Source organism: Streptomyces sp. NPDC006739, assembly GCF_042869815.1.
In the GTDB taxonomy this organism is placed as follows: domain Bacteria; phylum Actinomycetota; class Actinomycetes; order Streptomycetales; family Streptomycetaceae; genus Streptomyces.
The window spans coordinates 102796-118001 of sequence record NZ_JBIAGM010000018.1; the positions used below are offsets into that span (position 1 = coordinate 102796).

The window sequence follows — 15206 nt, forward strand, 5'->3', positions numbered from 1 at the left end:
GCGTCACACCTTCAGATACTTGCGCAGCGCGAAGAACGCGGCCAGCGCCGGCATCAGCACACTCGTGGCGAGGATCAGCGGGAGCTTGGTGAACACCGCGTCCCAGCCCACGAAGTTGATCAGGTTGAGCTTGGTGGACAGGGCCATGCCGTGGTCGATGGTGAAGTAGCGGCCGACGACCAGGAAGGCGCAGGCGAGCCCGCCGCCGATCAGACCGGCGACCGCGGCCTCCATGATGAACGGTGCCTGGATGTAGAAGCCCGAGGCACCGACCAGGCGCATGATCCCGGTCTCGCGCCGCCGGCTGAACGCGGAGACCCGCACCGTGTTGACGATCAGCAGCAGCGCGACGATCAGCATCAGCGCCATCACACCGAGCGCCGCCCGGTTCATCAGGTTCAGCAGCCCGAAGAGGTTGTCCAGGATGCCCTTCTGGTCCTGCACCGACTGCACACCGTCACGCCCGTCGAAGGCGGTCGCGATGACCTGGTACTTCTGCGGGTCCTTGAGCTTGATCCGGTACGACTCCTGCATCTGGTCCGGGGTGAGCGAGCTGGCCAGCGGGGAGTTGCCGAACTGCTCCTTGTAGTGCTTGTAGGCCTCGTCCTGCGACTCGTAGACGACCTTCTCGACGACCGGCATCTTGTGCAGGTCGGAGAGGATCTGCTTCTTCTGGTCGTCGGTGACCGCGCCCTTGGCGCAGTTGGGGTCGGACTCGGCGTCGCTCTTGTTGCAGAGGAAGATCGAGACGTTGACCTTGTCGTACCAGTAGCCCTTCATGGTGCTCACCTGGTCGCTCATCAGCAGCGAAGCGCCGAACAGGGCCAGGGACAGGGCGACGGAGACGATGACGGCGAAGGTCATCGTCAGATTGCGGCGGAGACCGACACCGATCTCAGACAGGACGAACTGGGCGCGCATGGCGTCTGGTTAAGCCTTTCCGTGGACGGATCTCAGACGGCGGTCAGTGCTGGTAGCCGTAGACGCCGCGGGCCTGGTCGCGGACGAGGCGGCCCTTCTCCAGCTCGATGACGCGCTTGCGCATCTGGTCCACGATGTTCTGGTCGTGGGTCGCCATCACCACGGTGGTGCCCGTCCGGTTGATGCGGTCGAGCAGCTTCATGATGCCGACGGAGGTCTGCGGGTCGAGGTTGCCGGTGGGCTCGTCGGCGATCAGCAGCTTGGGCCGGTTGACGAAGGCCCGCGCGATGGCGACGCGCTGCTGCTCACCACCGGACAGCTCGCCGGGCATCCGGTCCTCCTTGCCGCCGAGCCCGACGAGGTCGAGCACCTGCGGCACGGACTTGCGGATCTCGCCGCGCGACTTGCCGATCACCTCCTGCGCGAAGGCCACGTTCTCGGCGACCGTCTTGTTCGGCAGGAGGCGGAAGTCCTGGAACACCGTCCCCAACTGGCGGCGCATCTGCGGCACCTTCCAGTTGGAGAGGCGCGCGAGGTCCTTGCCCAGGACGTGCACCTGACCGTGGCTGCACCGCTCCTCGCGGAGGACGAGCCGCAGGAAGGTGGACTTTCCGGAGCCGGAGGACCCCACGAGGAACACGAACTCGCCCTTCTCCACCTCCAGGGAGACATCCCTGAGGGCTGGGCGGGTCTGCTTGGGGTAGACCTTGGAGACGTTGTCGAATCGGATCACGGATGCACCACGGTTGGCCGGGGGTAGATGAGCGTGACCATACGCGACCGGGGTGCGGGTGCGCAGGCGCCGGTCGAGGTTGTGCGAAGCTTGTGCATTTTTGTGCCGGGTAAGGGCTGCGCCCCGCCCCGCGCGGCCTCCAGGGGAACCTGGCACAGTGGAGGGGGAACGTTCTCGTTCCCCGACGCGTTGTACATGTGATGGCCGGTGCAAGGAGGGCGAGCGCATGACGTACGACCGGTTGGTGTGCGCGAACTGCGCGGCGCCCGTGAGTGAGGGCCGGTGCCCGGTGTGCCGCGCCAACCGCGAGCGGCTGCAGCAGGAGAATTTCTTCGCGCAGCTGAACCCGATGGCGTTGATCGCCCTGCTGGCGGTGCTGATCGCCGCGGTGGCGCTGCTGGCGCACCAGACCGCGTAGCGCGAGTCCGGAAAGCGGCGGAAGGGCCCGGAGCGCCAAGCTCCGGGCCCTTCGCCGTACGACGTGGATACGTTGCGTACCCGGTCGGCTACCGTCAGGCGGCCGCGCCGCCCCGGCCGCCCACGAGGCGCGGCAGGACGCGGAAGCCGATGCCACCGGCGATCATGGTGGCGGCCCCGATGATCAGGAACGCGGTCTGGCCGGCACCCGTCTCGGCGAGCTGCTTGCCGTTGCCCTGGGTCTGGTTGTTCGTGGTGCCGGTGTCGGTGAGGGCCGAGGTCCCCGCCTCCTGCGCGGAGGTGCCCGAGCCGCCGTCCGGGCCGGTGTTGCTGTTGTCGCCGCCACCCCCGTTGCCGCCGCCGTTGCCGCCGCCGTTGCCGTGCGTCGGGCTGGACGTCGGCTGCTCGGAGGGCTGAGGCGCCGACGGGGTCGGGGTGTCGGTGGGCTCGGTGGGGTTGCCGGTCGGGTCCGTGGGCACGTCCGTCGGAGGGGCCGTCGGCGTGGCCGGGTCGGTCGGCAGGTCGGAGGGCAGACCGGTCGGGACGTCGGTCGGGATGCCGGTGTCCGACGGGCCCGGGGTGGGCGACGGGTCGTTGGTGCAGACGAAGAGAATGCAGCCGTCGTTCTCGGCGGCGGAGGCGGCGCCGGCGGCGGTCAGCGAGGCACCGCCCGCGATCACGGCACCCGCGGCTATCCGCGCGATCCGGATGCGCGTCTTCTTGGTCATATGGTTGCTACCCCCAGTAGCTGATCGTCAATGAGGCGGCGCTGTGGGGCTTGCCGTGATCGACGGAGGCGGCTGACCAAGCTCGAACTCTCAGTTCCCCCGGTTCACATGCGCCCCAGAGATACGCATGCCACGCTCACCCTTCCCACTTTTCATATCAACGTCAAGGCCGTTGCGCGCGGGATGTCCGGTGGGGTGGCCTTTGGGGGGACTTGGAGCCTGTGAGTGTGATGTAAAACCCAGACATAAGACAACTGCCGCCTCTCGGGCGGCAGTTGTCATGTCGACAAAGTGTTACTTTTCCTGCTGCTTGCGCCAGCGGATTCCGGCCTCCAGGAAGCCGTCGATCTCGCCGTTGAAGACGGCCTCGGGATTGCCGACCTCGTGCTCCGTGCGCAGGTCCTTGACCATCTGGTACGGGTGCAGCACGTACGAACGCATCTGGTTGCCCCAGGAGTTGCCGCCGTCGCCCTTGAGGGCGTCCATCCTGGCCTGCTCCTCCTGCCGGCGCCGCTCCAGCAGCTTGGCCTGCAGGACGTTCATCGCGGTGGCCTTGTTCTGGATCTGCGAGCGCTCGTTCTGGCAGGAGACGACGATGCCGGTGGGGATGTGGGTCAGCCGCACCGCGGAGTCGGTGGTGTTCACGCCCTGGCCGCCGGGGCCGGAGGAGCGGTACACGTCCACCCGCAGCTCGGACTCGTCGATCTCGATGTGGTCGGTCTGTTCGACCACGGGAAGCACCTCGACCCCCGCGAAGGAGGTCTGCCGGCGGCCCTGGTTGTCGAAGGGAGAGATGCGCACCAGGCGGTGCGTGCCCTGCTCGACGGAGAGGGTGCCGTAGGCGTACGGGATCTGGACGGCGAACGTGGTGGACTTGATGCCCGCCTCTTCCGCGTACGACGTCTCGTAGATCTCGGTCTTGTAGCCGTGCTGCTCCGCCCAGCGCAGGTACATGCGCTGCAGCTTCTCGGCGAAGTCGGCGGCGTCGACGCCGCCCGCCTCGGCGCGGATGTTGACGAGCGCCTCACGGGAGTCGTACTCGCCGGACAGGAGGGTGCGGACCTCCATCTCGTCCAGCGCCTTCTTGACGGCGGCCAGCTCGGACTCGGCCTCGGCACGGGTGTCCGGGTCGTCCTCCTCCTCGGCCATCTCGAAGAGCACGGAGAGATCGTCGATCCGCCCGCGCAGCGCCTCCGCCTTCCTGACCTCGGCCTGGAGGTGGGAGAGCTTGCTGGTGATCTTCTGCGCCTCGTCCGGGTTGTCCCACAGGGACGGCGCGGCCGCCTGCTCCTCGAGCACGGCGATGTCTGCCCTCAGCTTGTCGAGGTCCAGAACGGCCTCGATCGACTCCATGGTCGAGGAGAGGGACTTGAGCTCTTCGGATACGTCGACGACTGCCACGCCTCCAGCGTAACGGCTCCGCCAAGGGGCGAACGCCGGGTGTCCGGCGTCACACGGCAGGGCCTACGGCGTCGAGGAGGTGTGCGTGTCCTGGGGAGGCGCTCCCGCATCGTCCCCCGAGGTCGCCCACCAGGCGCCGACGCCCACCGCCGCCGCGAGGACGGCGCCCGCCACGGCCAGGGTCAGCCGGCGCCGGCGGGTGGCCGCGCGGTGGCGGGCCGAGCCGGGGCGGGGGGCGCCGGCGGCGCGCGGGGCGCGGGCCGTGCCGAGTGCGCCGCCGGCCAGCTCGTCGGGGCCGGGCACCCTCATCGACGTATGCGTGTCGCGGTTGGAGTCGGGCTTGGCGCCGGGGACGAGGGACACCGCGCCCCTGCGCCGTACCGGCTCGCCGGAGGCGGCGGGCGCCGGGGCGTCCTCGGCCTCGGCGGTCTCCTCGTCGGACTCCGGGTCCGGCTCGTCCACGTCGAGCGGGGGCATGTGGGCCAGTGTCGGCAGCTGCTCGCGCAGCCGGGCGGCCAGCTCGGAGGCGCGCAGCCGGGACGCCGGCGCCTTCGCCAGGCACTGCACGATCAGCTGCCACAGCTCCTCGGGGATCCCCGGCAGCGGTACGACCGTCTCGGTCACGTGCCGCCGCAGCACCGCGCCCGGGTGGCCGCCGCCGAAGGGGGTGAAGCCGGCCAGCAGCTCGTAGAGCACGGTCGCCAGCGCGTAGATGTCCACCGCCGCGCGCGGGGGCAGGCCCTCCACGATCTCGGGGGCGAGGTAGTCCGGGGTGCCGATGATCTTCGTGGCGCGGGTCCGCTTCGGGGAGTCGATCAGCTTGGCGACGCCGAAGTCCGTCAGCAGGGCGGGGTGCGCGCCGCCGGGGCCGAGCGGGCCCTGCATGTCCAGGAGCACGTTCTCCGGCTTGACGTCACGGTGGACCACACCGGCCGCGTGCGCCGCAGCGAGCCCGTCGGCGATGTCCGCGACGATCGCCACGGCCGCCTCGGGCGCCAGCCGGCGCTCGCGGTCCAGCCGGGTGCGCAGGTCGGTGCCCCGGACCAGGTCCATGACGAGCGCCAGGTCGTTGCCGTCGACCACCAGGTCGCGCACCGAGACGACGTTCGGGTGCTCCAGGCCCAGCAGTGCCGTGCGCTCCTGCACGAAGCGCCCGACGAGTTCCTGGTCGGAGGCGAGATCCTCGCGCAGCAGCTTGATGGCGACGGGCCCCTCCGGTCCCTCGCCCAGCCACACCGTGCCGGCGCTGCCCCGCCCCAGGATCTGGTTGGCGGTGTACCGGCTGCCGATCTTCCGTGCCAAGACTGCTCCTACAGACGCGTGTTGTCGCTAAAACTACGCGCCCGAAGAGCCAACCTTCACCGCAGAGACGGAAATCACCCGTCAGATGTCGACAAATGCACAAACTCGCGGTCGGTCGTCAGTTGCCGCCGCCCGATCCGCTCAGGCTCTTGACCCAGTGGCTCACCTGGCCGGTCCAGTGCCTCAGCTCGTGCCAGTAGCCCCGGCCCTCGCCCACCCAGGTGTGCAGCGGGGTCAGGTCCCAGATCAGCCAGCCCGCGACGATCAGGATGACGATCGTGAACAGGCACCCCTTCAGGCAGCCGAGCCCGGGGATCTTCATCGGGTTGGCGCTGCGCTGCCGCGGCGGCCGGGGCTCGCGCGCGGGCCGCCGGGGCTCTGCCGGGGGTGCGTACTGCTGGGGCTGCTGCTGCGGGGCGTACCGCTGCGGCTGCTGCTGCGGGGCGTACTGCTGGGGCTGCTGCGGCGCGTACTGCTGGGGTCGCTGCTGCCCACGAGGCTGCGGGCGCTGCTGGGGCTGGGCCTGGCGCGGCTGCTGCTGCGGCCGGGCGGCCTGCCGCTGGGGGCGGCGGCGCAGCGGGTCCTCGCCCGGGTCGAGGTACTGGACCTGCGTCTGCTCGTTGCGGTCACGGGCCGCGCGCAGCTGGCTCTGCCAGGGGTGCGGCTGCTCGGGCTGCTGCTGGCCGGGGCCTGTCTGCGGCATGGGGGGCATGACCGCTGTCGGGTCGGCGGCGCCGGTGTGGGGCAGGACGGCGGTGGGGTCGGCGGCGCCCGCGGGGCCGCCGGTGTGCGGGAGGTGGCTGGTCGCCGCGTTCGGGTCGTACGCCCCCTGCGGGGAGCCCGTGGGCAGCACCTGGGTGGGGTCGGCGGCGCCGGGGACGCCCGGTACGGCGGTGGGCGCGGGGTCGGGGGCGAGCAGGGCGCCGACGCCCTCGGCGGCGGCGATCTGGGCGGCGTTGGAGTGCACGCCGACGCCCTCGGCTACGACCCGCAGCCCGCGCGCCAGGTTGACGGCGCTGGGCCTTTCGTCGGGGTTCTTGCGCAGACAGCGTTCTATGACCGTCCACAGCGGGTCTGGGACGGTGGAGGGGCGGCGCGGCTCGGCGCTCAGGTGCTGGTGCAGCACCTCCAGGGCGGAGCCGCCGGAGAACGGCGGGCGGCCTGTGACCAGCTCGTACATCAGGATGCCGGCGCCGTAGATGTCGACGGCGGAGGTCTGCGGGCGGCCCTCGGCGGACTCCGGCGCGACGTACGCGGGCGTGCCGACGAACTCGTGCGTGCGCGTCAGGCCCGGGGAGTCGGCCAGACGGGCGATGCCGAAGTCGGTCAGCAGCGGGTGCATCTGGCCGTCGTACTGCTGGAGCAGCACGTTGGCGGGCTTGAGGTCGCGGTGGACGACGCCGTCGGCGTGGCTGGCGGCCAGCGCGTCGGCGATCTGGGCGGTCAGCAGCGCCGCGGCGACGGGGGTGAGGGGGCCGTTCTCGCGCAGGTAGCGGTGCAGGTCAGGGCCCTCGACGAGGTCCATGACCAGCGCCAGCAGGTCGCCCTCGACCACCAGGTCGCGCACCCGCACGATGTTCGGGTGGGTGAGCCGGAGCAGGACGGACCGCTCCCTGAGGAACCGCATGACGACATCGGCGTCGCTCGCCAGCTCCTCCTTGAGGACCTTGATCGCGACCGTCTCGCCGGGCTGGCCGGCCACGGCCGCCTCGGCGCCCGCGGTCTCACGCTGGCGGGCCCGCCAGACGGTGCCTGTGGCGCCGCGTCCGAGCGGCTCCTCAAGCAGGTACTTGCTGCCTACCGGCCGCACGTCATGTGCTCCCTGCTGCTTGCTTTCCTGGCATATCCGATTCCGAACCACTGTAGTGCCGCCCCGTAGGGCACTACGTATGCGTTCCCGCGCATGTTCGATGGAAAGACGCTCGCCCCGGTCTCCTGGTTGCCAGGGCACAGACGTGACCGATCTCAAGTGATCGTGGGTGCGGAACCGGTCAGGCACTTTTAGGGGCAGAGCTGACCAATCAAGATCACTTGGCGCCGGGGTACGGGCGCGTTGTCAGTGGCAGGTGCGAGGATGCGTGCAGTACTGGCCGACATGCTCGTGTGGGGTGGGGGGAAGTCCGCCCCCGCGCAGAGCAGAAGGGACCGCTGACGGCGATGCAGATCCGGCTGACCGTCGTAGACCCGCTGGGCCCGTCCCCGCAGCGGGGCCGCGCCGCGAGCCGCGACGTGCTGGTCACGGCGCCCACGGGCACGGACCTGGCCGCGGTGGCGTCGGCGCTGGCCTCGGCGGTCACCGGGGAGGCGGGCGCGGGCCGGGAGGCCGGCGGCGCCCCGGTCGTGCTGTACGCGGGGGCCGAGCGGCTGGACGCGCGCCGCTGCACCCTGGGCGAGCCCCCGCTGGTCGACGGCGCCGTCCTGGCCCTGGGCGGCCCGGCGGCGCCCGAGCCGCACCCCGAGCTGGACGACGCCCCGACCCGGCTGCACGTGGTCGCGGGCCCGGACGCGGGCGGGGTCCATCTGCTGCACGGCGGACAGATCACCGTCGGCCGCTCCGCCGACGCCGACGTCCCGCTCGACGACCCGGACGTCTCCCGGCTGCACTGCGCCGTCACGGTCGCCCCGGACGGCCGCGTCTCGGTCGCCGACCTCGGCTCCACGAACGGCACGGCCCTGGACGGCACCCGGGTGGACGGGCACCCGGTGCGGTTCTCTCCGGGGGCGCTGCTGAGGATCGGCGAATCGGCCCTGAGGATTACGCCGTCCGGGGGGCCGGGGGCCCGGGTGGAGACGGCGCCCGACGGGGAGGGGTGCCTGCGGGTGCTTCCGCCGGGCGCGGCGGACGACGCCCCCACCGGGACCACGCAGCACGCCTACGACTCCGGGGGCTGGGGTTCCTCGGGCGGAGCCGACCCGGGGGCCGAGGAGCACCGGCGGGTGGAACCGGTCGTGCCGGGGCAGGCCGGGGCGCCCGCCCTCGAGAGCCGGGACGCGGCGCCGGGGGGCGGGGACACGCACGCGGGCCGCTTCGGGATCGCCGGGGCCGGCGAGGACGCCTTCGACGAGGCTCGGGGGACCCGCAAGGGCACCCCGCTGCGGGGCACCGACGTCCCGCCGGGGATGCGCCGGCGGAGCGGGCTGGGCGCCTGGGCGCGACGGCTGGCAGGTGCTCGCGGGGAGCAGCCGGCGGCCGCGCCGGAGGCGTACGGCGGGGCGGAGACCGCGGTGACCGGGACCCCGGCGGCCGATGTCCCGCAGCTGCCCGAAACCTGGCCGGATCCGGCCGCCCTGCTCCTGACCGCCCTGGGCCCGGGGCCCCGGCTGTGGGAGCGGGGGCCCGGCCACCCCGAGGCGCTCACCGTGCGCGTCGGCACGGCCGACCGGACCGCCGCCGACGGCTCGGCCCTGCTGCCCGCGGTGCCGGTGACGGCGGACCTGCGCGAGGCGGGGGCGCTGGGCCTGGCCGGGCCGCGTCCCCGGCTGTCCGGGCTGACCCGCGCGGTGCTGGCTCAGCTGGCCGCGCTGCACTCCCCCGACCTGCTGGAAATCGTCCTGATCAGCGCGGACCGCGCCCGCTCGGTGGAGGAGCGCACGGCCGAGTGGTCCTGGCTCGGCTGGCTCCCCCATGTCCGACCGGGCCACGGCCAGGACTGCCGTCTGCTGCTGGCCTACGACCGCGAACAGGCGGCGGCCCGGGTGGAGGAACTCCTGCGCCGGGTGGACGACCACGCGGCGAGCGGGAGAAGCACGGCCCGCCCGACACCGGCGAACGCGGCGACCACGGCGGCCCTCGGCCGGCCGGCACCGTCGAGCGGCGGCGCGGGCGGTACGGCGGACCTGGGGGTGCGGGATTCCGAGGAGGACGGCACCGGGCAGGGCGCCGCCACTGCTGCCGCTGCCGGGACGGGTGCCGTGCCGGGGCAGGCCGCCCGGCACACCCTCCAACCGACCGCCGGACCCACCGCCCCCACGCACGCCCCGACACCGACGCCGGGATCGGCATCGGCGACGCCCAGTCCCTTCCCCACCCCCCGCCGCCCCTCCTGGGCCAGGGACAGCCTGGGGCCGGGGGGTGCCGGCGGGTTCCCGGGCCCGTACACGGTCGTCGTCGTGGACGGGGACCCCGGAGGCAGCTCCCTGCGGGAGGCGGTGGCCAGGCTGGCCGTCGCGGGGCCGCGCGCCGGTATCCACGTGGTGTGCCTCGCCGAGACCCCGCCCGCCTCGCCCGCCTCGCCGGTGGCGGAGACGTACGAGGCGGCCTGCGCGGTGACGCCGACGTTCCGTCAGTGCGGCGCCGTGGCGCTGCTCGGCGGGGACGTGGCGACCGCCGTGCATCTGATGCGGGTGGCGCGGACGGACACGGCCGCCTCCCCCGCCGGCCCGGTCGGCCCCGGCGCCCTCGCCGCCGTCGACGCCGTCTCCCCCGCCTGGGCGGAGCGGTTCGCGCGGGCTCTCGCGCCGCTGCGCACGGACGGCCCCGTCGGCGAGCGGCACACGCGCGTGTCGACGCCGCTGCCCCAGTCGGCGCGACTGCTGGACGAGTTGGGGCTCGCGCGGGCCACCCCGGCCTCGCTGATGGCGCGCTGGGCGGACGCGGCCGACACCGCGGGCGCGCTGGGCGGCCGGGCCTGGGCCGTGCTCGGCGCCGGTCCGCGCGGCCCGGTCGTGGCCGACCTGGTGGCCGACGGACCGCACCTGCTGGCCGAGGGACCGTCCGGCAGCGGCCGTACGGAACTGCTGCGGGCCATGGTCGCCTCGCTCGCCGCCGCCGAGCGCCCCGACCGCCTCGGCATCGTCCTGATCGACGGCCGCGACGGCGTGGGCACGGGCGCGGGACGCGGCGAAGGCCTGCGTCCCTGTACCGACATACCGCATGTCACGACCCACCTCACCGCCAACGACCCGGTGCGCATGCGGGAGTTCGCGCAGTCCCTGAGCGCCGAACTGAAGCGGCGGGCGGAGCTGCTCGGCCGGATGGGCTTCGCCGAGTGGCACGCCCAGCGCGCGGTGTCGGGCCGGATCGTCGCGCAGCGCACGGCGGGCGGGCGGCCCGCCACGGCCGGCGCCGGTGCCGGTGCCGCAGATCTCGACACCCCGCCCAGCTCCACCCTGCGGCTGCGCCCCTCGGCGTCGGCCGCCCGGGGACGCACCGAGGCGGCGCCGCCGCTGCCCCGGCTGGTGGTGGTCGTGGACGACCTGGACGCCCTGGTCTCCCCGGCCCTCGGCTCCCCGGGCCGGCCCGCCGCCGGTTCGGTGATACGGGCGCTGGAGGCGGTGGCCAAGGAGGGCGAGCGGCTCGGCGTCCACCTGGTGGCGGCGACCGGCACGGACGGCCGTACGGCGGAGTCGGAACCGGCCCGCCGGGCCACCCTGCGCGTCACGCTGGACGCGCCGACGGCCGGCCCGGACGAACCGGCCCCGGGGCGCGGTCACCTGACCTGCGCCGACGGCCGGATATCCGCCTTCCAGGGGGGCCGGGTGACCGGGCGCATCCCACGCACCGCGACCCAGCGTCCGACGGTCGTCCCGCTGGAGTGGCACCGCATGGGCGACCCCCCGACCCGCCGGCCGGTACGGGAACTGGGCAACGGGCCCACCGACCTGGCGCTGCTGGCCAGCGCGGTGGAGCGGGCGGCCCGCGAGGTGTCGGCAGCCGAGGTCCCCTCGCTGCTCTAGTGCTGTGGCCGGAAAGGTTTGCCGAGAAGCTCGCGGCGTCCGGTGCTGGGGGCACCTCCCACGCCGTTCAGGCAGTGGGGGAACATCGCAAGGCGGAGCGTCGCCCGCGTACTGGACGTACTCGGGTGATGCGACAACGCGGCGTGGGGGTACCCCCGGCCGAAGGCTGGGGGAGTGCCGTGCCGGGCGTCGCGAGCCGGTGAACCTTTCCGGTCGCAGCACTGGCTCCGGTTCTCGCGCATACACCCCTGGTCACGAGCCGGTCACGATGACCCGGTGGACACGGCAGGCACTCTTGCCGCCGTCAAGTGGCGCGGCGTAGACCGGACGCCACGGGACAGTGCTCGGACGTTCAACGGAGAACGGAGAACGGGGCAGTTGATGCGGAGCAACAGCAGCACCATCCGAACGAACAGGACCGTCACCACCGTCGCCGCCCTCCTCACGGGAGCCCTCGCGCTCACCGCGTGCGGCGGCGGCGACAACAAGAAGGACGGCGGCACCCCCAAGAGCAGCGGGGCGGCCGAGCCCGGCTCCACCGTCACCCTGCCGAAGCTGAACGGCGTGAGCCTGGAGGTCGCCGCCGTCTGGACCGGCACGGAGCAGAAGAACTTCAAGCAGGTCCTCGCGGAGTTCGAGAGGCGCACGGGCGCCAAGGTCACGTTCGTCCCCGCGCAGGACCCGATCATCAATTTCCTCGGGTCGAAGATCGCGGGCGGTCAGCCGCCGGACATCGCGCTGCTGCCGCAGCCGGGCGCCATCAAGCAGGCCGTGGACAAGAACTGGGCCCATCCGCTCGGCGCGGACGCGGTCAACGAGCTGCAGAAGAACTACTCGCAGGGCTGGCAGGACATCGGCAAGGTCGGCGGCAAGCAGTACGGCGTCTACTACAAGGCCGCCAACAAGTCGCTGATCTGGTACAACGCGAAGGTTTTCGAGGGCGCGGGCGCCAAGGAACCCAAGACCTGGCAGGAGCTGCTGGCCGCCGCGCGGGCGGTCTACGACTCCGGGGTCACGCCGTTCTCGATCGGCGGCGCGGACGGCTGGACCCTCACCGACTGGTTCGAGAACGTCTATCTGTCCCAGGCGGGCCCGGAGAAGTACGACCAGCTCGCCCAGCACAAGATCAAGTGGACCGACCCGTCGGTGAAGCAGGCGCTCACCACACTCGCCCAGATCTGGGGCAAGAAGGAATATGTCGCGGGCGGCGCGGACGGCGCGCTGCAGACCGAGTTCCCGGCCTCCGTCACCCAGACCTTCACCGGCGGCGACCAGCCGAAGGCGGCCATGGTCTACGAGGGTGACTTCGCTCAGGTCAACATCGGTGACACCAAGGCGAAGGTGGGGACGGACGCGAAGGTGTTCCCCTTCCCGGCGGTCGGCTCCTCGGCGCCGGTGGTCTCCGGCGGTGACGCGGCCGTCATCCTGAAGGACTCCAAGGCGGCCCAGGCGCTGGCCACTTTCCTGGCCTCCCCGGACGCGGCGACCATCCAGGCGAAGCTGGGCGGCTATCTCTCCCCGAACAAGAACGTGCCGGACTCGGCGTACCCGAACCCGGTGCAGCAGAAGATCGCCAAGGCGCTGATCGCGTCCGGCGACGACTTCCGCTTCGACATGTCCGACCAGGCCCCGCAGGCGTTCGGCGGCACCCCCGGCAAGGGCGAGTGGAAGGACCTGCAGGACTTCCTGAAGAACCCGACGGACGTCGCCGGCGCCCAGGCGAAACTGGAGAAGGACGCGGCGGCCGCGTACGGGAACGGGAGCTGATCCGGCGATGACGTCGGCCACGGCGGCGGGGGCCGCGCCCGCCCCCGCCGCACCGAAGAGCCGCAAGAGCGTGACCGGCACCCGCAAGACCGTGGCAGCCCTCTTCCTGCTGCCCGCCCTGGTGCTGCTCGGCGCGCTCGTGGTCTACCCGATCGGGTACTCGGTCATCCGCAGCTTCGGCAACGCGAACGGGGACGGGTTCGCCGGATTCGACAACTACAAGGCGCTGTTCACCGACGACGGCATCCGCACCGCCCTGAAGAACAACATCATCTGGGTGGTGTTCGCGCCCACGGTCTCCACGGCCCTCGGTCTGGTCTTCGCGGTGCTGACCGAACGGGTGCGCTGGGGTACGGCGTTCAAGCTGGTCGTCTTCATGCCGATGGCGATCTCGATGCTGGCGGCCGGGATCATCTTCCGGCTGGTCTACGACCAGGATCCGTCCAAGGGTGTCGCCAACGCGGTGTGGGTGGGCGTCCACGACACCTTCGCCCAGTCGTCGGCGTTCCCGAGAGCACACCCTGGCCGTGAGTCGCCGCTCCGGCCGGACGGCGGCGGCTTCCTCACCTCGGCGCCCGTGCACACCGGGCGGGCCGTCGCGCTGCCGCTCGTGGGCGTGGCTCCCGACCAGATGCCCCACGACGCGAGGAGGGCGGTGGCGGCGAAGCCGGAGGCCGGGAAGATCACCGGCACCACCTGGCAGGACTTCACCCGTGGCAAGGGTGTCGGCAGGCTGGGCGTGCCCGACCCGTCCGAGCTGGGCTACCCGGGGATGAGGATCGAGGCGGTGAAGGACGGCAAGGTGGTGGCCTCCACGAAGGCCGCCGCCGACGGCACCTTCACGCTTCCCGGGCAGGCCGACGGGGCCCGGCTGCGGCTTCCCGCGAGCAACTTCAAGGAGCCGTACAACGGCGTCGACTGGCTCGGCCCCACGCTGGTCACCCCGGCGATCATCGGATCGTACGTCTGGATGTGGGCGGGCTTCGCGATGGTGCTGATCTCGGCCGGACTCGCGGGCGTGCCCCGGGAGCTGCTGGAGGCGGCGCGCGTCGACGGCGCCAACGAGTGGCAGGTGTTCCGGAAGGTCACGGTGCCGCTGCTCGCGCCGGTCCTCGCGGTCGTCACCGTCACCCTGATGATCAATGTGCTCAAGGTCTTCGACCTGGTGTTCATCATCGCGCCGGGCTCCTCCCAGGACGACGCGAACGTGCTGGCCCTGGAGCTGTACCGCAAGGGCTTCGCGGAGAGCCAGCCGGGCATCGCGAGCGCGATCGCGGTCTTCCTGCTGCTCCTGGTGATCCCGGTGATGTGGTTCAACATCCGACGGCTGCGGCGGGAGGGGCGGCGATGACCTGGCTCATGGAGAAGCTCAACGGAGCGCTGGTCCGGGTCTTCCTCGTCGTCGTGGGCCTGTTCTGGCTGGTGCCGACCATCGGCCTGCTGATCTCCTCGCTGCGCGCGCCCGCGGACATGAGCGCGAGCGGCTGGTGGAAGGTGTTCGCCAAGCCGTCCCAGCTCACCTTCGAGAGCTACCAGAAGCTGCTGGAGAACAGCGACATCACCGGTTCGCTGTGGAACACCGTGCTGATCACGGTCCCGGCGACGGTCCTCGTCGTGGTGATCGGTTCCCTCGCGGGCTACGCGTTCGCGTGGATGGAGTTCCCCGGCCGCGACTGGTGGTTCCTGGCCGTGGTCGGTCTGCTGGTCGTTCCCGTGCAGGTGGCCCTGATCCCGATCGCCGAACTGTTCGGGAAGATCGGCCTGTTCGGGACGATCTTCGGGGTGATCCTGTTCCACGTGGGCTTCGGCCTGCCCTTCGCGGTGTTCCTGCTGCGGAACTTCTTCGCGGAGATCCCCCGCGAACTGCTGGAGGCGGCCCGCCTGGACGGCGCCGGTGAACTGCGCCTGTTCGCACGGGTGGTGATGCCGCTGGGCGGCCCGGCCATCGCGAGCCTGGGCATCTTCCAGTTCCTGTGGGTGTGGAACGACATGCTGGTCGCGCTGGTGTTCACCAAGTCGGGCAGCCAGCCGATCACGGTCGCCCTGCAGACGCAGGTACGGCAGTTCGGCAACAACATCGACGTGCTGGCACCCGGCGCGTTCATCTCCATGGTGATCCCGCTGGCCGTGTTCTTCGCGTTCCAGCGGCAGTTCGTGTCCGGTGTGATGGCGGGCGCGGTCAAGTAGACGTGCGGGGCGGGCCGCTCGCCGGCCCGCCCCTTGTCCCCCACATGCCGTACGAACCGTAACCAAGTCACTCC

At 72.1% G+C, this 15206-nt stretch carries 11 protein-coding genes; 5 read left to right on the forward strand and 6 right to left on the reverse strand.

The features are described from left to right. Positions 1–3: 3 nt before the first annotated feature. Complete coding sequence (ftsX, locus tag ACFYMM_RS30900; RefSeq protein ID WP_388392310.1) at positions 4–921, reverse strand: permease-like cell division protein FtsX; 918 nt, start codon at positions 919–921, stop codon at positions 4–6. Positions 922–964: 43 nt separating this feature from the next. Then, positions 965–1654, reverse strand: coding sequence for a cell division ATP-binding protein FtsE (gene ftsE, locus ACFYMM_RS30905; RefSeq protein ID WP_067235911.1), 690 nt, complete (start codon positions 1652–1654; stop codon positions 965–967). 226 nt (positions 1655–1880) lie between these two features. Here ftsE and ACFYMM_RS30910 point away from each other — a divergent pair, with 226 nt between their 5' ends. Next, entirely contained in the window at positions 1881–2072 is a 192-nt protein-coding gene (locus ACFYMM_RS30910) for a hypothetical protein (protein WP_388392313.1), read from the forward strand. Between the two features lie 94 nt (positions 2073–2166). On the opposite strand, the gene ACFYMM_RS30915 is transcribed toward ACFYMM_RS30910, so the two are convergent. The 4 genes from ACFYMM_RS30915 to ACFYMM_RS30930 all read right to left on the reverse strand — a co-directional run bounded on the left by ACFYMM_RS30915 (position 2167) and on the right by ACFYMM_RS30930 (position 7312). Further along, complete coding sequence (locus tag ACFYMM_RS30915; protein WP_388392316.1) at positions 2167–2799, reverse strand: LPXTG cell wall anchor domain-containing protein; 633 nt, start codon at positions 2797–2799, stop codon at positions 2167–2169. Positions 2800–3093: 294 nt separating this feature from the next. After that, a complete protein-coding gene (gene prfB, locus ACFYMM_RS30920) occupies positions 3094–4200 on the reverse strand; it encodes a peptide chain release factor 2 (protein ID WP_388392318.1) in 1107 nt (368 codons plus the stop codon). 63 nt (positions 4201–4263) lie between these two features. Continuing rightward, positions 4264–5502, reverse strand: a complete 1239-nt coding sequence (locus ACFYMM_RS30925; protein WP_388392320.1) for a serine/threonine-protein kinase — start codon at positions 5500–5502, stop codon at positions 4264–4266. 118 nt (positions 5503–5620) lie between these two features. Continuing rightward, complete coding sequence (locus ACFYMM_RS30930; RefSeq protein WP_388392323.1) at positions 5621–7312, reverse strand: protein kinase; 1692 nt, start codon at positions 7310–7312, stop codon at positions 5621–5623. Positions 7313–7659: 347 nt separating this feature from the next. Between ACFYMM_RS30930 and ACFYMM_RS30935 the strand changes: the two genes are divergently transcribed. The 4 genes from ACFYMM_RS30935 (at position 7660) to ACFYMM_RS30950 (ending at position 15132) form a co-directional block, all read left to right on the forward strand. Then, positions 7660–11178 (forward strand): FHA domain-containing protein, encoded by a 3519-nt coding sequence (locus tag ACFYMM_RS30935; protein ID WP_388392326.1) that lies wholly within the window; start codon positions 7660–7662, stop codon positions 11176–11178. A gap of 381 nt (positions 11179–11559) precedes the next feature. Further along, complete coding sequence (locus tag ACFYMM_RS30940) at positions 11560–12945, forward strand: ABC transporter substrate-binding protein (RefSeq protein ID WP_388392329.1); 1386 nt, start codon at positions 11560–11562, stop codon at positions 12943–12945. A gap of 7 nt (positions 12946–12952) precedes the next feature. Continuing rightward, positions 12953–14296: a carbohydrate ABC transporter permease gene (locus ACFYMM_RS30945; RefSeq protein ID WP_388392332.1), complete on the forward strand. Its 1344-nt coding sequence runs from the start codon at positions 12953–12955 to the stop codon at positions 14294–14296. Further along, positions 14293–15132 (forward strand): carbohydrate ABC transporter permease, encoded by an 840-nt coding sequence (locus ACFYMM_RS30950; RefSeq protein WP_388392334.1) that lies wholly within the window; start codon positions 14293–14295, stop codon positions 15130–15132. The genes ACFYMM_RS30945 and ACFYMM_RS30950 overlap by 4 nt, the downstream gene beginning before the upstream one ends. Positions 15133–15206 lie beyond the last annotated feature (74 nt).